We start from the raw sequence: 20,275 nt of genomic DNA on the forward strand, positions 1-20,275 counted from the left end.
CTTCTGTTGTCTTTTTTTATCTCCAAATGATAAAATAGAAAAGACGGTCTCACTTCCAACATCCAAACCTATGAGTACTAAAACTGATACAACCGCAATTGATTCTTTTTCTGATGATAGGATTTATAACGCAAAAGTTTTAGAAAGTATTTTTCAGAAATTAAATGAAAATGATGTACATCAAAGTCAAAAAATCAACATTGTTCATATTGGAGATTCTCACATTCAGAGTGATTTAATGACCAACGAAATTAGAAAAAACCTACAGCAACGATTTGGAAATGCCGGCCGCGGTTTGGTTTTTCCGTATCAGTTAGCGAAAACAAACGGATCTTACAATGAGCGTTTTCGTTCAAACAGAACATGGGAAAGTTATCGAAACATTCATCCGCATAAAAATTATCCGGTTGGTTTAAGCGGAATTGGACTTTGGAGAGACAATGGGGGTTTTGCAGTTGAATTGAATGTAAAAGATCCTGCTTACAAATTCAATACAATTAAGATTATCACACCTCAAAATCAGAATATGTTTGATTTGGCAACATCATCACAAACCAATATTATTCAGTCGACAGAGCGAAAAGTAATTAAACATAAAATAAAAAAGGGTGAAGCAATTTCAACAATTGCAGATAAATATAATATTTCGGTTGCTGAAATTAAACAAGCAAATGGTTTGAAATCGAATAACATTCGCGCTGGAAGAACATTGAAAATTCCGACGAATGAAACAAAACCAAAAACGATCAAAAGTTCAGCGTTTGTTTCTTTAAATGTCGAATCGGATTCTTTTTCACATTATTATAATTCTGAAAAGGCATTAGATAAAATATTTTTGATTCCGAATAAAGACGCTTCAAAATTTGAACTAAACGGAATTGTTTTAGAAAAAGATGCACCAGGATTACTTTATAGCAGTATTGGCGTAAATGGAGCAAAATTTTCAGATTATAATAAATATCCGTTATTCTTTGAGCAATTAAAAACTTTGCATCCGGACTTACTTGTTTTTTCACTAGGAACAAATGAAAGCTACGATCACATGGAAGCTTCGGCTTATATCAAAGAATTGCGCCAGTTTATAAAAAACATAAAGGATCAAAATATCAATGTTCCAATAATTGTGATGACGCCGCCGCCTTCTTTGCTTAAAGCAAGAAGACCTAATATTTACGTTCATGATTATGCAAAAAGTATCCTCGGAATTGCAAAAGAAGATGGTTTTGCAGTTTGGGATTTATATGATGAATTTGGCGGGATGGAAGGTGTCCGGAAATTAAAAGTAGAAAAATTAATTGGCCCGGATTATGTTCACTATTCGAAAAAAGGATACGAAAAACAAGGAAACTTGTTTACACAGGCGTTTTTAAAAGCATACGATAATTTTAAACTAAAAAATTAAGTTGATTACAATTGATAGCATAAATAATTGGTTTGTTCAAAACTTTGGGGAAGTTACTTTAGAACAGGCTAAAAGCTGGTTTATTTATAATCCCGACGAAAAATTATTATTTAATACCGGTTTATTTCTGGGTTTATTTCTGGTTTTTTATTTTGTGTATGGTTTTTTACGCAAGACATTTTACCTGAGATTAACGTACGTTATTCTATTCTCGCTTTTCTTTTATTATAAATCAAGCGGAATTTACTTTTTACTATTATTACTTTCTTCCGTAGTTGATTATGGTCTGAGCCAAATTATCTACAAGACCACTAAAGATAGTACGAAGAAATTATATTTGGTAATAAGCGTTATTCTGAATTTGGGATTACTTGGGTATTTCAAGTACATGAACTTCATGATTGTGACGTACAATGATATGTTCAATGGTCACTTTGCTCTTCATAATATTTTTCTTCCGGTCGGAATTTCGTTTTACACTTTTCAGTCGATGAGTTATATAATCGAGATTTATCGTGAAGAAATCAAACCAACAAAAAACTATATTGAATATTTGTTTTTCGTTTCATTTTTCCCGCAGTTAGTCGCAGGACCAATTGTGCGCGCAAAAGATTTTCTTCCGCAGATTTATCAAAAATTAAACCTGACAAAACAAGATGTAAACAACGCTTTGTTTTTGATTATTGGTGGATTGATCAAGAAAACAGTAATATCAAATTATATATCAATAAACTTTGTAGATCGTGTTTTTGATACACCGATGAGTTATACATCATTCGAAAATTTAATGGCCTCTTACGGGTACGCCATTCAGATTTATTGTGATTTCTCAGGATATTCGGATATGGCAATCGGAATCGCTTTATTGTTAGGATTTAAATTACCGGCCAACTTTAGAACGCCTTATAAATCAACTTCGATAACCGATTTCTGGAGAAGATGGCACATTTCATTATCCACCTGGCTAAAAGATTTCTTATATATTTCTATTGGAGGAAACAGAGAAGGTTCCTTCGCCGGATTTTTATTCCCAAGTTTATTCTTTTTCGGATTATTACTTTGGGGAATTACAAGTTATAACACCAGTATAATTCCGTTAATAATAGCATTAAGCGGAATTGGACTTTTCTGTTTGTCATTTCTGCTTTCAAGCAAAAGAAAACAAACTTTGGTAACTAATTTCAATCTCTTTACTACAATGCTTTTAGGCGGTTTGTGGCACGGAGCCGGAGCACAGTTTATTGTTTGGGGGGCATTACACGGATTAGCTTTGGCTGTTCATAAAATTTTTACTGAATTTTTTCCATCTAAAAAAGATGGAAAAGGTCCAAACTTTTTATGGAGCTTCTTTTCAATAGTAATCACATTCCATTTTGTAGTTTTCTGCTGGATCTTTTTCCGTGCCCGAGATTTCGAAACAGCGCTGCAGGTCATCAACAATATTGGCCAGTTAACTTTCGAACCAGAAAATTGGAAAGCCATAGTTTTAGGTTACAAAAATGTATTTTTATTGATGCTGTTCGGTTACGTTTGGCATTTCTTACCAGAAGTTATCACAGACAAAATGAAATGGGTTTTTGATAATACACCGTTATTGTTAAAAGCCGTAATTCTGGGCTTCGTCTACTGGATCGTATACGCGACAGCAGTAGCAGGCTCACAACCATTTATCTACTTTCAATTCTAGTTAGGAAGGTTCAAAGGAACAAGGTTGCAGAGGCGCAAAGGTTTATATCCTTTGCGCTTTTTAATTTATAGCCATGGATTAAAGGATTAAAAAGATTTTTAATATCTGCTTAAATCTTTTAAATCTGCGTGAAACAAAAAACTTTGCGACTTTGCGAGCAAAAAAACATAGCGAACTTTGCGTAAAATCTTTGCGCTCTTTGCGGTTAAATGCCCTTAAATAAAAATTGCCTGAAATATCTAATTAGATTATCTTTGCACTTCAAATAAAGAAAATAGTATGTTTGATAATTTAAGTGATAAGTTAGATAAAGCGTTCCATATATTAAAAGGACACGGTAAAATTACAGAAGTAAACGTTGCCGATACCTTAAAAGAAGTTCGTCGTGCCTTATTAGACGCCGATGTTAACTTTAAAATTGCCAAAGACTTTACAACTAAAGTAAAAGAAAAAGCAATTGGTCAGGACGTTTTAACAACACTTCAGCCAGGACAATTATTGGTGAAGTTGGTAAAAGATGAGTTGACTGAATTAATGGGTGGCGATGTTGCCGGAATTAATCTTTCAGGAACTCCATCTGTGATCTTAATGTCGGGATTGCAAGGTTCTGGTAAAACGACTTTCTCAGGAAAATTAGCCAACTTTTTAAAAACTAAGAAAAATAAAAAACCACTTCTTGTAGCGTGTGATATCTACCGTCCGGCGGCGATTAATCAGTTGCATGTTGTGGGAGACCAAATAGATGTTGAGGTTTACTCAGAACCGGAAAATAAAAATCCTGTTGAAATTGCTCAAAACGCAATCAAACATGCAAAAGCAAACGGTTTTAATGTCGTTATTGTCGATACAGCTGGTCGTTTAGCAGTAGACAAAGAAATGATGGATGAAATTGCTCGTGTTCATAAAGCAATTCAGCCTCAGGAAACTTTGTTTGTTGTAGATGCCATGACAGGACAAGATGCGGTAAATACAGCAAAAGCTTTCAATGATATCCTGAATTTTGATGGAGTTATTTTAACGAAATTAGATGGTGATACTCGTGGTGGAGCAGCAATCTCAATTAAATCTGTTGTAAACAAACCAATCAAATTTGTGGGTACAGGCGAGAAGATGGAAGCAATTGATGTTTTCTATCCGGATCGTATGGCTGAGCGTATTTTGGGTATGGGTGACGTTGTGTCGCTTGTAGAAAGAGCGCAGGAACAATTTGATGAAGAAGAAGCAAGAAAACTTCAAAAGAAAATCGCTAAAAACGAATTTGGTTTTGATGATTTCTTAACACAAATTCAGCAAGTAAAGAAAATGGGTAATATGAAAGACCTGGTAGGAATGATACCAGGTGCTTCAAAAGCCATGAAAGATGTAGAAATCGAAGATGATGCTTTCAAACATATTGAGGCAATCATTCACTCGATGACGCCAATCGAAAGAAGCAAACCTGCCATTATCGATGTAAAAAGGAAGGCCAGAATCGCTAAAGGTTCCGGAACTAAAGTCGAGCAAGTAAATCAGTTAATGAAGCAATTCGACCAAATGAGCAAAATGATGAAGATGATGCAAGGTCCGGGCGGAAAAAACCTGATGAAAATGATGGGAGGCATGAAAGGAATGCCAGGCGGAATGCCGAGATAATAAAATTAAAAGTTTCAAGTTTCAGGTTTCAGGTTAGAGACTGAAATTTGAAACTTTTTTAATATAAAAAATATGAGTTTCGTTTAACTTGACTCGAGGCTAAAGCCGAATTGGCGCAGCAAACTTTAAACCTGAAACAAAAATAACAAAACACAATGCAACTACTAGACGGTAAAAAAACAGCAGAAGACATTAAAAACGAAATCGCAGCCGAAGTTCAATCCATAAAAGCAGCGGGAGGAAAAGTCCCTCATTTAGCAGCGGTTATTGTTGGGAGTAATGGAGCAAGTTTAACTTACGTAGGAAGTAAAGTAAAATCTTGCCAGCAAATTGGTTTCGATTCAACTCTGGTAGCTTTGCCTCAAGATATTACCGAAGCAGATTTATTAGCTAAAATTAAGGAGTTAAATGAAGATGATAATCTTGACGGATATATCGTTCAGTTGCCTTTGCCAAAACATATTGACGAACAAAAAATTCTTTTAGCCATCGATCCTGACAAAGATGTAGACGGTTTTCACCCAACAAACTTCGGAAGAATGGCATTGGAAATGGAAAGCTTTATCCCGGCAACACCATTCGGAATTATGGAATTGTTGGAGCGTTACAAAGTAGAAACTTCTGGAAAACATACTGTAGTAATTGGAAGAAGCCATATCGTAGGCCGACCAATGAGTATTTTAATGAGCCGTAAAGGAAATCCTGGAGATTCAACAGTTACGCTGACACATAGCCGTACTAAAAACTTGGCAGAATTTACTAAAAATGCTGATATTATTATTACAGCTTTAGGAGTTCCTGAATTTTTAAAGGGAGATATGGTGAAAGACGGAGTTGTAATTGTTGATGTTGGAATTACTCGTGTAGATGATGCATCAAACGCAAAAGGTTATGTAATAAAAGGTGACGTTGATTTTGACGAAGTAAGCAAAAAAGCATCTTTCATTACACCAGTTCCGGGTGGAGTAGGACCAATGACCATCGCGATGTTACTTAAAAATACGCTTCTAGCGCGTAAAATGAGAAGCGCAAGAAAATAAAATTTCATAAAAACACCTATAAACAAAGCCTATTCAAACGAATAGGCTTTGTTGTTTTAATATATAATTAATACTTTAAAGTTTTTTGTCTTAAAAATAAAGGATACTTTTGCCACACTTTAAAAAAAACTTCTCCAATGGACGATTATGATTCGTTAGTATTTAATTAAAAACAGCTTTTGATTTTTTCAAAATGCTATGCTAAAACCCTGTATTTTGAAATGAAAGCCTTTTACACAAACAATAACGGATTTAAAGAAATACCTAAATGGAATCCAAACAGTTGGATTAACATTGAAGCACCAACAGAAGCAGAAAAAAAATATTTACTGGAAGAACTGCAGATTCCCGAAGCATTTTACAATGACATTGAGGATATTGACGAAAGACCTCGTATTGAGATAGAAGATGGCTGGACATTAATTATAATGCGCGTTCCTATAAAAAGTGAAGACATAAAACTTCCTTTTCAAACCATTCCTCTGGGTGTAATTTTTAAAGATGAAATATGTGTTATAATAACATTTTACAGAACAGAAGTTATCTCCGATTTTGCACTTTATTCACAGCGTAAAAATATTGAAGTCAAAGATAATGCTGATTTAGTTTTGCGATTACTGCTTTCGTCAAGTGTCTGGTATTTAAAATATTTGAAACAAATAAATCAGAAAATAAAATTAGCCGAAGATAATTTAGAGAAATCTATTAAAAATGAAGAATTGCAAGCATTGCTACAAATCGAAAAATGTTTAGTATTCTTTATCACATCATTAAAAGCAAACGATGTTTTATTTCATCGAATTAAAAACTTAAAAGCGTACAAAGCAAACTATGATTCTGATTTGCTGGAAGATGTTGAGATAGAATTAAGCCAGGCGCAGGACACGGCAAATATTTACAGCAATATTTTGACCGGAATGATGGACGCGTATGCTTCGGTAATTTCTAACAACATGAATAATATTATGAAACAGATGACTTCAATTTCTATTATTTTGATGATTCCGACATTAATCGCCAGTTTATATGGAATGAACGTCCCAAATGGTCTTGAAGAAAGTAAATATGGCATTTGGATTCTTCTTTTAATTTCGGTCGTTTTATCTGCTTTTGGAGTGTTCTTGTTCAAACGAAGAAGATGGTTTTAATCAAAATTTAAAATTTAAAAATATAAAGGCCTATTCGTTTGAATAGGCTTTGTTATTTTATAATCTGGGCGTGACCGTATTTACAAAAGGCGCTATTTAACAGACCGCTTATGTGCGCCTTTCGCAAATATGGTCGGGCTATCCATGCTACTTCGGTAGCTTATTCCTGTCCCTCACGCAGATCCCCGTTAATAAGAAGCTTTCATTTCGCAAGGTTTTCAAAACCATTTGGGTACAATTTTATTCATTAAATAAAAATATTCTTTTTTGCTTGTCATTTCAAAATAAAATATAACTTTGCATTACAAAGTACTTTATTTATGAATCAGAAACACCAAGAAGATTTAGCACATATTCGTTCCATGATGGAGCGCTCTTCAAGATTTATATCCCTAAGCGGACTTTCAGGAGTTTTTGCCGGACTTTCTGCTTTAATTGGCGGTCTATATGTTTATCAGTTGTTTAGAGTTAATGGAGTAAATTATTTTGACGATGGAGCTTATGACGATGGAGCTTATACTATTCCCTATAAATTAGTTTCAGAACTGGTTGTAACTGGAATCGTTATTTTAATATGTGCATTTGTTTTTGGAGCTGCTTTTACAATCAGAAAAAGTAAAAAATACAATTTGCCAATTTGGACCTCAGCAACAAAAAAAATGTTGTTTAATTTGGCAGTTCCATTACTGTCTGGTGGTGTATTTTGTTTGTCGCTTTTATACCATCAAAACTATGGTTTAGTAGCGCCGGCAACTTTAATTTTTTACGGTTTAGCACTTATTAATGCTGAGAAATATACTTTTTCGGATATTAAATATTTAGGTTTTTGTGAATTGATTTTAGGCTTTATTTCTCTTTTTTTAATTGGATATGGTTTAGTTTTTTGGATCATTGGATTTGGTATTTTGCATATCTTGTACGGATTAATAATGTTCAAAAAGTATAAATAATCCACGCAATGGGAATTATTGATAAATTAAATAAAGATTTTGAAAGCCGTGTCAGATTGGGAATTATGTCCATTCTGATGGTGAATGAATGGGTAGATTTTACCGAAATGAAAACCTTATTGAATATAACAGATGGTAATTTGGCCAGTCATGCTTCAGCGCTTGAAAAATCAGAATATATTGTAGTGAAGAAAGAGTTTGTTGGTAAAAAGCCAAAAACGTCTTATAGTGTTACCGAAAGAGGTCGTTTGGCCTTTAAAGAACACTTATCGTACCTTGAAAAATTAATGAAATCCTAATAACCAAAATTTTTTGTCTAATTACTTTGAAATACAAAGTACTTTTAATTTTATAATCATGAAAAAACATCACATTATTTTTGCTTGCAGTTTGATTTTCTTGCTGCTTTTTTACAAAGAAGATCTAGGCGTTAACCTGTCAATTTTTGGGCTTGTTTTAACCGGTTTTGTTTGTTACTTCTTCCAGGACCGTTTTTCTGAAAGATCACATTTGATCTTAGTCGTCACATCGGTTCTATCTTGTTTGGCTTTTGCCTGGTACGGAGACTTTGCTTCTTTTTTAGCATTGGCAATGTCTGTTCTTTTTTTACAGTTTAAAACGCAGGATCCAAAACTGAAAATAGTTCAGATTTTCCCACTCGTATTTCTAAACGGAATTACTTCACTGGGACGCGTTTTAATGTTTAAACAATGGCTTCCGGAAAAGAAAATCCATAATAATTTTGCCAAGAAATTAGTTGCTTTCTTTGTTATTCCGGCTATTTTTCTTGTACTATTTTTTATAGTGTATTCTTTCGGAAGTAACCATTTCTCTTCTTTATTTACAGATTACACTTTAGATATCAATCTTGGAAATCTTATAATAATTGGAATTCTGGGTTTCTATATTTCATTTAGTTTCTGGAATTATTGGGTTCCTGAAGTTTGTTATGAAAAAAATGAACTTTTGGATAATGAATTCAGCAATATAGCCGAAGTCAAAAATCAAAATACATTTTCGTTTCTTGATCTGGACTTCGAGAGAAAAAGTGGTGTGATCACTTTAATACTATTAAATTTAATGCTTTTGGTATTTATTGTAACCTACAATTACGAACAGTTTTTTGAGGTCGTAGAAAAATCAAATTTAAGTGCTGATACACATCAAAGAGTAAATTCAGTAATCTTTTCAATTCTTATGGCGGTGGGAGTAATTATGTTTTATTTTAAAGGCGGATTCAATTTTGATAAAAAAGCAGTTCACCTTAAAACACTGGCTAAAATTTGGATTGTCTTAAATGGTCTTTTAATTGTAAGTGCCTTTATTAAAAATTCAGAATATGTGTCATATTTCGGATTAACTTATAAACGATTAGGCGTTTACGCTTTTTTAATTTTGGCCATTATAGGTTTAGTGTATGTTTTTTTTAAAATTACAAAGCAAAAAACAAATGCTTATCTCATCAATCAAATGGTATGGTATTTTTATGCAACAGTTCTTTTATGTAGTTATGTAAACTGGGGTAATTTAATTACGAATTACAATATTTCAGTAAATAAAACCGTAGAGCCAAGATTTTTAAGTGACCTGAATTTTAATGACGATGCCCGCCGCGAATATTTTTTAAAAAATAATTTAGACGGAAAATCAACTGAAATTAGAAGAGAAGAGATAATTGATGAATATCAAAACACGACGTTTTTGTCAAAAGCTTTATATTATGAGTTTTTAAATAAGAAGAAATAGTTTGTAGAAAATCCCATTAGTCAAAGCTAATGGGATTTTTTTTATGAAATATTGTTATTATGGTTTTGGACGGAAAAAAATAAATAACAGATTGTTAATTAATATAGTTATTACAAATTGTTAAAAGTTATTAGGAAAATGTTTACTATATTTGATTCCCCGAAAACATTTTTTTGTTTGTTTTTGCTTTTACTTGTTTAGAATATTTTTTAAAAATATAAATAATTCAATAACGTTTAACCTAAAAACAATACCATGACAAAAACTACTACTACCACTATTACTACTACTATTGACAATAATGACGATGATACAGCTATTGATGCAGGTATTACTCCTCCTGGGATAGATATTACTCCCAAGGATAAGGATGCTGTTCATTCTATAGGAACAGTGACATTTAAAAAAACGAAATCTGCAGAGGTTTTATCACCATATGTTGAGGCATATTATGATTCACATTCAAATGCTCTTCTTATACAGGCTGTTGTTTATGTTGATTCGCCTCTTGTCGAAAATGAAATTCTCCATTATAAAATAATTCAAAATACTTATATCGATATTGAAGGAAATCCGCAATTACAGTTTTTTATAGTATACAATATGCCAGAAGAATTATCAGCGGATTTATTTATTTATGAAATAGTTTTTAATGCTAACGATAGCTTTATTGGAGGATTCTCAAATCTGGAAAAAATTCAGACTTTTCTTTGGGACTCTGACCCTGAAACTTCAAGAGGGACGGAAACTCCTGTTAGATCAATATAATTGATTTATAATGCTAAAAGAAAAAAAATTAGGAATAAATTTTTTAGTTGTTTTATTATTAATTTGTTTTCCTTTTATCCTTTGCTCTCAACAGAGGCATAACGAAGGTTTATTAAAGACCCAAATAAAAAAAGAGATAATTAAATATAAAGAAGAGATTGATTTTGACAAAGCCCAAAAATTCTTTTTTGAGATGGAATGGGATTCAACTTTAGTTTATTCTATGAAACAACTTAGCAAGAGCAATGCTCTGGAATTAAATGACTATTGTCATTATTTTAGAGCTGTTAGTTTTTTAAGGAAAAATCTTTTTGACGAAGCTAAAAATGAATTAAAACTGGTTTCAGGAAAATTTATTTTTTATCATAATGTAACTTTTTTTTTAGGAGAAATAGCATTACAGCAAAATGAATTTGAAATTGCTTTACGATATTTTAATAGCATTGAAAAATTAGCTGAAAGCACTTATGATTTTAAAAAAAGCGTTGTTTTACAGAATATTGGCTCATGTTACTTACATCTTAATAAATTTCAAAAAGCTGAAACGTATTTAATTAAAAATTCTAAATCACAAGAGGTTCAAAACGATACTTTGTTACTTGTAGAATCTTATCTACTTCTTGCTAATTTGTATTATGTCCAATATAAAGATGATCAGGCAATACCTTACTTTGAGAAAGCCTACAATCTTTCTAAAAAGGTAAAATCATTTGATATTAAAAGAATGGCTGCAAAAAATATGGCAGCCGTAGAAGAAAATAGAAAAAATTTCCCCTTAGCTTTAGTTTACAGAAAAGAATACGAAACCTGGAAAGATTCTTTAAACGATCAAAATAAAGTTTGGGCAATAGCAGATCTTGAAAAGAAACTTGCCGTAAAACAAAAGCAAAAAGAAGTTGATGTACTTGCAGCAGAAAATAAAGTAAAAGTAGCCGAAAGAAATGGTTTTATCATTTCTTCGGTTTTGCTTTTTGTATTGTTTGGAACAGGAGTTTATTTTTACCGACAAAAAACTAAAAATAATAGAATTATCCTGGCACAGCGAAATGAACTGGATGAACTGAATGCTACAAAGGATAAATTATTCTCTATTGTGAGCCATGATTTACGATCTTCGGTAAATGCACTGAAAATGAGCAATAATAAATTAATAGAAAATCTCAAAAATAAAAATTTTACTGAGCTTGATGTCCTGCTACATAATAATAGTACAATTGCTAATGGAGCTTATAACTTATTAGATAATTTACTGAATTGGGCATTATTACAAACTAAAAAAGCTTACTTTTTTCAGGAATCACTTCATTTGGCGACCATTGTGCAGCACGTAGAATACAATTATAAACCATTGATGCTGAACAAGAATATTAATTTTGAAAACAATGTCTCGGCTGAAGATTATGTGTTTGCAGATTTGGATTCGATAAAAATTATTATCAGAAATCTGTTAGACAATGCGATTAAATTTTCAAAAGAAAACGGCAAAATTTCAATTTATAGCCGCACTCCATCAGAAGAGTTTTGTTATTTGGTTATTGAAGATACTGGAATTGGGATGAATAAGTCGGTGCAGGAAGAACTCTTGAAGGAAACTATTTTACTTTCTAAAAAGAAAAATGATGACACAATAGGAACCGGATTGGGAATGCAGTTGTGTAAGAGTCTGATTCGTAAAAATGAAGGAAAACTAGAGATAGAAAGTGAAGAAAATGTTGGAACTAAAATTATTATAATAGTACCAAAGTTTAAAAATCATGGATAATATTAATATACTCATTATCGAAGATACTTTTTCAGAAAGTGACAGGCTGATAAAAGTACTTATTGAGAATAACTATACTGTTGTTGGTGTTGCCACTACCTATAATGAAGCACTTTTATTGTTTTATAATAATGTAGTCGATCTCGTTGTAATAGATGTTTACTTAGATGGCAAGCCAGACGGCATATCATTCGCAGAAACGCTTAATACGGTTCCCGATGCGCTGAGACCTTTTGTTTTTTTAACAAACTCAAGAGAACGCGAAATTTTTGACAGGGCAAAACTCACTCGGCCTTTTAGTTTTTTATTAAAACCTTACAATGAATTAGAACTTTTGTACGCGCTGGAAATGGCGATTGAGAAATTCTACGGACAGAATAACGTTTTTACGGGCAAAAATCAAAATGCCGTAATGAGTGATAAGTATCTTTTTATAAAGAAAAATAAAGCGCTTAAAAAAGTAAGAACGGAAGATATTTCATATGTCGAAGTCGAAGACAGATATTGTAATATAATTACAGAAACTGAAAAATTTGTAATTCTCATATCGTTAACCAAGATACTGGAACTTTTAGATCCGGTAAAATTTATAAGAACACATCGTAATTATATTGTGAACTCAAATAAAATCATTGAAATTGTTTTGAGTGATAATCTGGTTGTGCTGAAAGGAAATTTTAAAGTTACTTTAAGTGAAAAGTATAAAGACTTTGTGAGTAAGTTTCGGGTATTAAAATAATACTTTTATTGTACATTCAATTAAAAAAAAACGGCCACTCTAAAATTTTAAGCGGCCGTTTTGTATTTAATAATCTCCTTTTTTCTTAAATCTGGGATCGTGTTCTGAAATAAATTCTGTTCTTCGTTTTGGGGCTTCCGCTTTTGGTAAACTTGCTTCTTCTGTTTTGCTTGACGGCTCAATCAAATGATTTAACTCTTTGATTTCATCATCCGTCAAATCGCGATAGCGCCCAACAGGAATATCCAAAGAAATATTTATAATTCGGATACGTTTCAACGCCGTTACATCATAACCCAAATATTCACACATTCTACGAATCTGGCGATTTAAACCTTGTGTCAAAATAATTTTGAATGTGTGTTTACTAATTTGTTCTACTTTACATTTTCTGGTAACGGTATCCAAAATCGGAACACCATTTCCCATTCTTTGTATAAAACGATCCGTGATTGGTTTATTAACCGTCACCGTATATTCTTTTTCGTGATTGTTTCTGGCGCGTAAAATCTTGTTTACAATATCACCATCATTGGTCATAAAAATTAATCCCTCACTGGCTTTATCCAATCTTCCAATCGGAAAAATACGTTTTGGGTAATTAATATAATCAACAATATTATTTCGAACTTCTAAGTTGGTAGTACATTCAATTCCAACTGGTTTGTTGAAAGCCAAATACACTAATTTTTCGTGCTTCTCCACGATTAATTTTCCGTCTATGCGTATTTCATCATCTGGCGAAACTTTGGTCCCCATTTCCGGTACAACTCCATTTATCGTTACGCGTCCTTCTTCAATTAATTTATCGGCCTCACGACGTGAACAATAGCCAGTTTCTCCAATAAATTTATTCAGACGTTTTAAATTCTCTTCCATACTGCAAAAGTAGGTAAAATTTAAATTTTAGAGTTTAGATTTAAGATTTTAGATTGTTGGAGTCCTGTAATTTTAGATTTCAGACTTTAGATTTTAGATTTTTTACAATATTTTGGTTAAGCCTCAAAGAAAAATTTTTTTGTCTCTTTGCATCTTTGAGCCTTTGCACCTTTTTTTAAGAATGAAACTCAGAGCTATCAACAGGTGTCTCTTTCCTGTCAAACATTCCATAATCCCGAACAACGTGAGCAATTCTCAAATGATAATCTTTAAAGACTTCATTTCGTCCTTTTGCCTGAGCATGACGATGCATTTCCAGATTTCTCCATTGTTGAATACTTTCTTCATCTTTCCAAAAAGACAAAGACAAAACCTTTTCGGGATTGCTAAAACTCTGAAAACGTTCTATCGAAATAAATCCTTCAATGTGATCTAATTCTGGTCGCAGGCTTGCAGCGATATCCAGATATTCTTCTTTTTTTCCTTCGTTCGGAATGACTTCAAAAATTACAGCTATCATAGTTTTATATTTTAATTATTGGATTGAAATCCAGATTTCTTTTGGTAATCTGGCATTTATTAGTGGTTCATATTGAATTTGATTTTCCAATAATGAAATGGATTTATTGCTTTGAAATAAAAACCACAAAGCTTCAGTTGCCAAATGAATCGAAAAATATTTTGCCAGGCACATATGACCACCAATTCCGAAAGTGAGATTTTCATTATTGTTTATTCTTTCAATGTCAAAATTCATTGCATCTTCAAACTTTTCAGAATCATAATTAGCGGAAGCCAGCACAATTAATATCGAATCTCCTTTTTTAATAAGGCTTTCGCCGATGTAAAAATCTTCAGTTGCAATTCGCCTTGTATTATGAATTGGAGGATCAAAGCGTAAGGTTTCAATAACCGATTTTTCTATTTCAGTTCTATTCGAAAATGTTTCGTGTTGAATAATTTGTAATAAGGAATTACTCAGAATTCCACGACCGGCATCATAACTTTGAATACACAAACCAATAAAATTACTAACTACAATCGGAACAATTTCTTTTGATGAAAGATTATATTGATTAGAAATTTTAATTAATAAAGAATTGTAAAATGATAAGGAAGAAAGATGTTTTTCAACTAAAGAATAGAATTTTTCCGAGTTCCTATTAATGAATAGTACTTGTTCTTCCGTTTTCTGCGGAAGCATAATTTTGACAAGAGATTCTATTTTCTCTGAAATAAATTCACAATCATTTTCTTCAAAGCCAAAACTTTTTAATAGGACATAAATCGGCAATTTTTTACTAACGGAATTAACCCAATCGATTTTATAATTAACTAAATCACTTTTTATTAAGGATGAAGTGATTTCCCGGATGTCAATTGATTTCATATTTGAAAACATCAGCATCGCAATTTCTTTTGAGATTTCATGTTGTATGCCATTTGATAAACGGGTCAAATTATCAAGAATTTTCAGAGCATATTCATTGAGCTTTTGTTCATTTTTGGGATTTCCAACTGGAATTTGTGCATTTTTATTTTTGAGAATTTCTACACAATATTCATAAGAATAAATCGTCCAGATTTTGTTTGTTTCATCCCAATAAACAGGATGTTTTTCCAACATTGATTTATATGTCGAATATGGATCATGAATATCAGATTGAAGAAATAAAGTGGAAGACATGTTGAATTGTTTTTAGCAAAGTTATTTAACTTTACAAGTGAATAGTTCAGTCTGTATTTAACTATGAAAATAAAATGGAAGATCAATTTATAAAAACAGCAACCTTAATTGGTGATGCAACCCGCGCCTCAATTTTGTGGAATTTACTTGACGGAAGAGCCTTTACCGCAACCGAATTAGCCATTGCAGTTGAGACATCAGCACAAAACATCAGCATGCATTTAGGAAAATTGCTGGATGCCAATTTGATTTGTGTTGAAAAACAAGGACGTCATAAATATTATAGATTTTCTAATAAAGAAGTTGCCTACGCTGTCGAAGCCATGGCGAATCTTATTCCGAAGCCTAAAGTTTCTACGAAGAAGAAATCCGAAGAGTATCCTCCAGTAAAATACTGCAGAACTTGTTATGATCATTTAGCGGGAAAAATTGGTGTTGCCTTAGCTGATAGTCTATTGGAACAAAAAATAATTATCGAAAAGAATGGACTTTTTGAGATTTCATCTGAAGGGAAAAAATGGTTTTCAGATTTTGGGATTAATCTAGAAGAAGCTCAAAAACAAAAAAGAATCTTCTTAAAACCCTGTTTAGACTGGTGCGAAAGAAGAAATCATATTGCCGGTTCCATCGGAGCATTATTATTAAATAAAATGATAACAGAAGATTGGCTCAGAAGAAATAAAAATTCAAGAGCTGTAACAATAACGGGAAAAGGAGAAAAGGAGCTACTTAAGAATTTTAAGATCGTTATTTAGAAAAACCTTAGTGCCTTAGCGGCTTAGCGGCTCAGAACCTTGCGTACCTTCAGAAAACAAAAAGGCAATCACCTTCTCATACAATTCATCATCATGCATGCCATGACCTAAACCTTTAGTCTCAATAAACTGACTATTTTTCCAATTACTGGCTATTTTTTTACCCTCCTCAAAAGCGACAATCTTATCTGAAGTGTCATGTGCAATTAAACCAGAAACATTAAATTCTGAGGCGAATTTTTGCCCGGAAAAATCTTCGAGTTTAAAGTTGAAACGATTCATAAATTTGCTTTCTAATAGCGAAAACATTTTGGTATTTAAACTCAGCATCGAAATGTAATTGTCAATCAATGTTTTCAAATCAGATGGAGCTCCTAAAATTACCATTTTATTGATGCTTGTATTCGGAAATAAGTATTGATGATATACACAAGCCGCACCACCAATAGAGTGGCCAATAATAATTTCCGGCTGATATTTTTCAACGGCTTTATTAATAAATTCAGCGTAAAGCGGTACATTAAATTCTTTTCCACTGCTTTGTCCGTGCGCGGGTGCATCGATAGCAATTATAGTGCTTCCGGATTTTTGAAGATGTGGCAATGTTTTTTTCCAGCGAGAAGCATTGCTTTCCCAGCCGTGAACCAGGAGTATTTTAGTTTCCTTTCCTTTCCAGACATAGGTTTGAAAATGATGTTCGTTATGATGAAACGTTTCTGTTTCTGTATTTTTTAGAATTTTGGGTAAAGTGTCTTTTTGTAATCTTCCAATTCTTGGCTGGCTAAAAAGGGCGTATGAAAGTTCAACAGCTTTTTGTGGACGAACGTAACTCAGAAAGTTAATATATTGCCCGACCGATTTTAATGTAATGAAACGAATTCCTTTTTTAATTCCCACAACTTAATTTTTTTTAAAGGTAAAAAAAATGATTGTTAAATGTTTTTGCCACAGATTAAAGATTAGAAAAGATTTCATCTCAGAGCTTGAGTGACTTAATCCATATTAATCTTTAATCTGTGGCAAAAAAATAATAAGCAAAAAAAGTCCCGATTAAATCGGGACTAGTATTTAGAATTTAGAGAACAATTGTTCCATTTTTTCTTTTTCTTCTTCAGCTAATGCGCTGTCAACTAGAATTCTTCCAGAGTGCTCATCTGTGATGATTTTCTTTCTTGAAGCAATTTCAACCTGTGTTTGTGGTGGAATAGTGAAGAATGATCCTGCAGAAGCTCCTCTTTCGATAGAAACTACAGCTAAACCATTACGAACACTGCTTCTGATTCTGTTGTAAGCAGCCAATAATCTTTCTTCAATTTGACCTGAAAACTCAGCAGATTTCTCAGACAAGAAGATTTCTTCTTTTTGAGTCTCAGACATAATTGCATCAAGTTCAGATTTTTTATGTTTTAAATGAGAACTTTTTGCGTCAAGTTTTTCTTTTAAATTAGAAATAACTTCTTTTTTATGTTCGATAGAAGCTTTCATTTCTTTGATTTGCTTTTCAGCCAATTGAATTTCTAATTCCTGAAATTCAACCTCTTTAGTCAAAGAATTAAATTCTCTGTTATTACGAACTGATTCTTGTTGTTTTGTGTATTTTTTGATAACCTCCTTGTGCTCATCAATAGCATTTTTCTTTGCTTTGATAAGATCTTCAATCACTTCAAGTTCACTTTTCAGTTTCTCTGAACGAGTGCTCAAACCTGCAACTTCATCTTCTAAATCTTCAACTTCTAAAGGAAGTTCTCCTCTTACGTTTCTGATTTCGTCAATTCTAGAGTCAATAAGCTGTAAATCGTATATTGCTCTTAACTTGTCCTCAACACTTAATTCTTTCGTATTCGCCATATTCTATAAGTACTTAACTGGATTTGTATTTTCTTCTGATAAAATGATGGCAAAATTAAGGATTTTTTTTCGAAGATAATCAACAATATAGTTTTTTGTATAGCGTTCGCTCTCAAAATGACCAATATCGGCTAAAAGTAACTTGTTTTCTGCTTCATAAAACTGATGGTATTTTAAATCGGCAGTCAAAAAAGCATCAGCGCCAGCCTGAATTGCATTTTTAATAGCAAAACTTCCGGAACCTCCCAGAACTGCCACTTTTTTAATTTTTTTTCCTGTAAAGGCAGAATGACGAATTCCTTTTGCAATCATTTTATCTTTTACGAAAAGTAAAAAGTCTTTTTCATTCATTGGAGTTTCAAATTCGCCAATCATTCCAAGGCCAATATTTTGATGTGAATTTTGAAGTTCATAAATTTCATAAGCTACTTCTTCGTAAATATGATTTTCAAAAAGTGCTTTTAATATTCTGGATTGCAAATGTTTCTCGAAAGTAACTTCAATTTTTATTTCTTCAGTTTCGGTTAATTGGTGACGTTTTCCAACAACCGGATTGCTTTTAGAATTACCTTTATAAGTTCCAACTCCATTTGAATTGAAACTGCAATTATCATAATTGCCAATAGTTCCTGCACCAGCATCAAATAGAGCCTGACGCACTTTTTGAGCATTATCAGGAACGGTGTAAGTCACTAATTTTTGTATAAAATTTTGTTTTGGAATTAAAATTTTTGTGTTTTCCAATCCTAATATATCACAGAATATTTTATTAACACCTTGTGCATGATTGTCAAGAGCAGTATGTACAGCATAAATGGCAATGTCATTTTTAATGGCTTTTAAAATGGCACGTTCAACATAATTTTTGCCAGTTATTTTTTTGATTCCGGAAAATAAAATCGGGTGAAAGCAAACCACCAAATTGCATTTTTTTGCAATGGCTTCCTCAATTACATTCTCAAGAGCGTCATGACAAACTAAAACTCCCGTACTTTCCGTTTCTGAATCACCAACTAAAAGCCCGACATTATCAAAATCTTCGGCGTAAGCCAAAGGAGCCATTTCTTCGAGAACTGCAATTATTTTTTTAATTTTCATCTTCTTTTTGTTTCAGGGTTTGTGTTTATAGTCGTGTAACTTAAAACCTAAAACAAATTAACGAAAAAAATTATACTTTCGTAAAATGAATGTACTTCGAAAAATACTTTTCCCATTTGCCGTTTTATACGGATTCATAACTTCAATTCGGAATTTCCTTTTTGATAGGGGAACTCTAAAATCAACTTCATTTGATATTCCTGTAATTGCTGTTGGAAATTTAAGCGTTGGCGGAACTGGAAAAACACCTCAAATAGAATATTTAATTCGATTATTGTCTGATAAATATAAAGTTGCCACATTAAGTCGGGGTTATAAGCGTATATCTGAAGGTTTTGTTTTGGCTGATTCAACTTCAAATGCTAAAATTCTTGGCGATGAACCTTTTCAGTTTTATCAAAAATTCCCAAATATTCAGGTGGCAGTTGATGCAAACCGAACAAACGGAATTACACAATTACTCTCTCAAAAAGAAAAACCAGAAATAATTCTCCTTGATGATGCCTATCAACACCGAAAAGTGAAAGCAGGATTTTATATTTTACTGACTTCTTACGATGATTTGTATGCTGATGATTTTATGTTACCAACCGGGAATTTGCGCGAAACCAGGAGTGGAGCAAACCGCGCCAATATTATTGTTGTAACTAAATGTCCAAAAGATTTATCGGATCAAAATCAGGAAGAAATCAGATTGAAATTGAACCTAAATTGTTCCCAACAAATCTATTTTACCTTCATAGATTATGACGATGCAATTTATAGTAAACAGGAGAAGATTGCTGTAAATGAAATTAAATCAGAAGCAAAAGTACTTTTAGCGGGTATAGCAAAACCAAAACCATTTTTTGATTATTTAAAAAATGAAAAAGATGAATGCCTGACTTATCCCGATCATCATCATTTTTCAGATTCTGATTTAGATGAAATTCAAAACAAAGCAAAGAGTAAAAAAATAATTACTACAGAGAAAGATTATGTTCGCTTAAAGGATTCTAAATTAATTTCACAACTTTATTATCTTCCTATAAAAAGTACTTTCATCAATCAGCATCAAAATTTTGATGCTACTGTTTTGGAGTACGTAAAAAAGAATTTAGAATCTTAGCAACTTGTCTTAGAATCTTTAAAAGA

General features: G+C 32.4%; 19 protein-coding genes. 13 read left to right on the plus strand and 6 right to left on the minus strand.

The features are described 5' to 3' along the window. Positions 1 to 70: 70 nt before the first annotated feature. The 11 genes from IHE43_RS06485 (at position 71) to IHE43_RS06535 (ending at position 12,874) form a co-directional block, all read left to right on the plus strand. Positions 71 to 1,402 (plus strand): LysM peptidoglycan-binding domain-containing protein, encoded by a 1,332-nt coding sequence (locus tag IHE43_RS06485; RefSeq protein ID WP_225585426.1) that lies wholly within the window; start codon positions 71 to 73, stop codon positions 1,400 to 1,402. 1 nt (position 1,403) lies between these two features. Beyond that, the gene (locus tag IHE43_RS06490; protein ID WP_192187192.1) at positions 1,404 to 3,089 is read left to right on the plus strand and encodes an MBOAT family protein; all 1,686 of its coding nucleotides are present in this window, start codon (positions 1,404 to 1,406) and stop codon (positions 3,087 to 3,089) included. Positions 3,090 to 3,368: 279 nt separating this feature from the next. Next, positions 3,369 to 4,721 (plus strand): signal recognition particle protein, encoded by a 1,353-nt coding sequence (ffh, locus tag IHE43_RS06495; RefSeq protein WP_192187193.1) that lies wholly within the window; start codon positions 3,369 to 3,371, stop codon positions 4,719 to 4,721. Between the two features lie 155 nt (positions 4,722 to 4,876). Then, complete coding sequence (locus IHE43_RS06500; protein WP_192187194.1) at positions 4,877 to 5,761, plus strand: bifunctional 5,10-methylenetetrahydrofolate dehydrogenase/5,10-methenyltetrahydrofolate cyclohydrolase; 885 nt, start codon at positions 4,877 to 4,879, stop codon at positions 5,759 to 5,761. A 221-nt stretch (positions 5,762 to 5,982) separates the two neighbouring features. After that, positions 5,983 to 6,909, plus strand: coding sequence for a magnesium transporter CorA family protein (locus tag IHE43_RS06505; RefSeq protein WP_192187195.1), 927 nt, complete (start codon positions 5,983 to 5,985; stop codon positions 6,907 to 6,909). A 320-nt stretch (positions 6,910 to 7,229) separates the two neighbouring features. Next, positions 7,230 to 7,859, plus strand: a complete 630-nt coding sequence (locus IHE43_RS06510; RefSeq protein ID WP_192187196.1) for a hypothetical protein — start codon at positions 7,230 to 7,232, stop codon at positions 7,857 to 7,859. An 8-nt stretch (positions 7,860 to 7,867) separates the two neighbouring features. After that, entirely contained in the window at positions 7,868 to 8,158 is a 291-nt protein-coding gene (locus IHE43_RS06515; protein WP_026982841.1) for a transcriptional regulator, read from the plus strand. Positions 8,159 to 8,216: 58 nt separating this feature from the next. Then, entirely contained in the window at positions 8,217 to 9,605 is a 1,389-nt protein-coding gene (locus IHE43_RS06520) for a DUF4173 domain-containing protein (protein ID WP_192187197.1), read from the plus strand. A gap of 255 nt (positions 9,606 to 9,860) precedes the next feature. After that, on the plus strand, positions 9,861 to 10,373 hold the full coding sequence (locus tag IHE43_RS06525) for a hypothetical protein (RefSeq protein ID WP_192187198.1): 513 nt from the start codon (positions 9,861 to 9,863) through the stop codon (positions 10,371 to 10,373). A 193-nt stretch (positions 10,374 to 10,566) separates the two neighbouring features. Continuing rightward, positions 10,567 to 12,135: a HAMP domain-containing sensor histidine kinase gene (locus tag IHE43_RS06530; protein ID WP_225585427.1), complete on the plus strand. Its 1,569-nt coding sequence runs from the start codon at positions 10,567 to 10,569 to the stop codon at positions 12,133 to 12,135. Further along, complete coding sequence (locus IHE43_RS06535; protein ID WP_192187200.1) at positions 12,128 to 12,874, plus strand: LytTR family DNA-binding domain-containing protein; 747 nt, start codon at positions 12,128 to 12,130, stop codon at positions 12,872 to 12,874. Before IHE43_RS06530 ends, IHE43_RS06535 begins: the two co-directional genes overlap by 8 nt. 66 nt (positions 12,875 to 12,940) lie before the next feature. Here IHE43_RS06535 and rluF read toward each other — a convergent pair whose 3' ends face one another. The 3 genes from rluF to IHE43_RS06550 all read right to left on the minus strand — a co-directional run bounded on the left by rluF (position 12,941) and on the right by IHE43_RS06550 (position 15,440). Continuing rightward, positions 12,941 to 13,753, minus strand: coding sequence for a 23S rRNA pseudouridine(2604) synthase RluF (gene rluF, locus IHE43_RS06540; protein ID WP_192187201.1), 813 nt, complete (start codon positions 13,751 to 13,753; stop codon positions 12,941 to 12,943). A 175-nt stretch (positions 13,754 to 13,928) separates the two neighbouring features. Then, entirely contained in the window at positions 13,929 to 14,273 is a 345-nt protein-coding gene (locus tag IHE43_RS06545; protein WP_192187202.1) for an antibiotic biosynthesis monooxygenase, read from the minus strand. A 15-nt stretch (positions 14,274 to 14,288) separates the two neighbouring features. Beyond that, entirely contained in the window at positions 14,289 to 15,440 is a 1,152-nt protein-coding gene (locus IHE43_RS06550) for a cytochrome P450 (protein ID WP_192187203.1), read from the minus strand. 74 nt (positions 15,441 to 15,514) lie between these two features. On the opposite strand from IHE43_RS06550, the gene IHE43_RS06555 reads away from it, so the two are divergent. After that, positions 15,515 to 16,195 carry a helix-turn-helix transcriptional regulator gene (locus tag IHE43_RS06555; RefSeq protein ID WP_192187204.1) on the plus strand — a complete coding sequence of 227 codons (681 nt, stop codon included), beginning with the start codon at positions 15,515 to 15,517 and terminating at the stop codon, positions 16,193 to 16,195. Positions 16,196 to 16,210: 15 nt separating this feature from the next. On the opposite strand, the gene IHE43_RS06560 is transcribed toward IHE43_RS06555, so the two are convergent. From IHE43_RS06560 to IHE43_RS06570, 3 genes are all read right to left on the minus strand, one after another. Further along, positions 16,211 to 17,092 (minus strand): alpha/beta fold hydrolase, encoded by an 882-nt coding sequence (locus tag IHE43_RS06560; protein WP_192187205.1) that lies wholly within the window; start codon positions 17,090 to 17,092, stop codon positions 16,211 to 16,213. 171 nt (positions 17,093 to 17,263) lie between these two features. Next, on the minus strand, positions 17,264 to 18,043 hold the full coding sequence (locus IHE43_RS06565; RefSeq protein WP_026982834.1) for a zinc ribbon domain-containing protein: 780 nt from the start codon (positions 18,041 to 18,043) through the stop codon (positions 17,264 to 17,266). 3 nt (positions 18,044 to 18,046) lie between these two features. Continuing rightward, complete coding sequence (locus IHE43_RS06570; RefSeq protein WP_192187206.1) at positions 18,047 to 19,141, minus strand: Nif3-like dinuclear metal center hexameric protein; 1,095 nt, start codon at positions 19,139 to 19,141, stop codon at positions 18,047 to 18,049. Positions 19,142 to 19,226: 85 nt separating this feature from the next. Here IHE43_RS06570 and lpxK point away from each other — a divergent pair, with 85 nt between their 5' ends. Then, the gene (gene lpxK / locus IHE43_RS06575; RefSeq protein WP_192187207.1) at positions 19,227 to 20,249 is read left to right on the plus strand and encodes a tetraacyldisaccharide 4'-kinase; all 1,023 of its coding nucleotides are present in this window, start codon (positions 19,227 to 19,229) and stop codon (positions 20,247 to 20,249) included. The last annotated feature ends 26 nt before the right edge of the window (positions 20,250 to 20,275 follow it).

Origin of the sequence: Flavobacterium sp. MDT1-60 (assembly GCF_014844035.1) — a bacterium.
Taxonomy (GTDB): Bacteria; Bacteroidota; Bacteroidia; order Flavobacteriales; family Flavobacteriaceae; genus Flavobacterium.

Excerpts from the sequence above, each read along its gene's own strand:
- rluF (WP_192187201.1), bottom strand. The coding sequence starts at position 13,753 with ATGGAAGAGAATTTAAAACGTCTGAATAAATTTATTGGAGAAACTGGC.
- IHE43_RS06535 (WP_192187200.1), top strand. The coding sequence starts at position 12,128 with ATGGATAATATTAATATACTCATTATCGAAGATACTTTTTCAGAAAGT.
- IHE43_RS06565 (WP_026982834.1), bottom strand. The coding sequence starts at position 18,043 with ATGGCGAATACGAAAGAATTAAGTGTTGAGGACAAGTTAAGAGCAATA.
- lpxK (WP_192187207.1), top strand. The coding sequence starts at position 19,227 with ATGAATGTACTTCGAAAAATACTTTTCCCATTTGCCGTTTTATACGGA.
- IHE43_RS06515 (WP_026982841.1), top strand. The coding sequence starts at position 7,868 with ATGGGAATTATTGATAAATTAAATAAAGATTTTGAAAGCCGTGTCAGA.
- IHE43_RS06525 (WP_192187198.1), top strand. The coding sequence starts at position 9,861 with ATGACAAAAACTACTACTACCACTATTACTACTACTATTGACAATAAT.
- IHE43_RS06550 (WP_192187203.1), bottom strand. The coding sequence starts at position 15,440 with ATGTCTTCCACTTTATTTCTTCAATCTGATATTCATGATCCATATTCG.
- IHE43_RS06555 (WP_192187204.1), top strand. The coding sequence starts at position 15,515 with ATGGAAGATCAATTTATAAAAACAGCAACCTTAATTGGTGATGCAACC.
- ffh (WP_192187193.1), top strand. The coding sequence starts at position 3,369 with ATGTTTGATAATTTAAGTGATAAGTTAGATAAAGCGTTCCATATATTA.
- IHE43_RS06520 (WP_192187197.1), top strand. The coding sequence starts at position 8,217 with ATGAAAAAACATCACATTATTTTTGCTTGCAGTTTGATTTTCTTGCTG.
- IHE43_RS06570 (WP_192187206.1), bottom strand. The coding sequence starts at position 19,141 with ATGAAAATTAAAAAAATAATTGCAGTTCTCGAAGAAATGGCTCCTTTG.
- IHE43_RS06485 (WP_225585426.1), top strand. The coding sequence starts at position 71 with ATGAGTACTAAAACTGATACAACCGCAATTGATTCTTTTTCTGATGAT.
- IHE43_RS06510 (WP_192187196.1), top strand. The coding sequence starts at position 7,230 with ATGAATCAGAAACACCAAGAAGATTTAGCACATATTCGTTCCATGATG.
- IHE43_RS06505 (WP_192187195.1), top strand. The coding sequence starts at position 5,983 with ATGAAAGCCTTTTACACAAACAATAACGGATTTAAAGAAATACCTAAA.
- IHE43_RS06545 (WP_192187202.1), bottom strand. The coding sequence starts at position 14,273 with ATGATAGCTGTAATTTTTGAAGTCATTCCGAACGAAGGAAAAAAAGAA.
- IHE43_RS06530 (WP_225585427.1), top strand. The coding sequence starts at position 10,567 with ATGGAATGGGATTCAACTTTAGTTTATTCTATGAAACAACTTAGCAAG.
- IHE43_RS06500 (WP_192187194.1), top strand. The coding sequence starts at position 4,877 with ATGCAACTACTAGACGGTAAAAAAACAGCAGAAGACATTAAAAACGAA.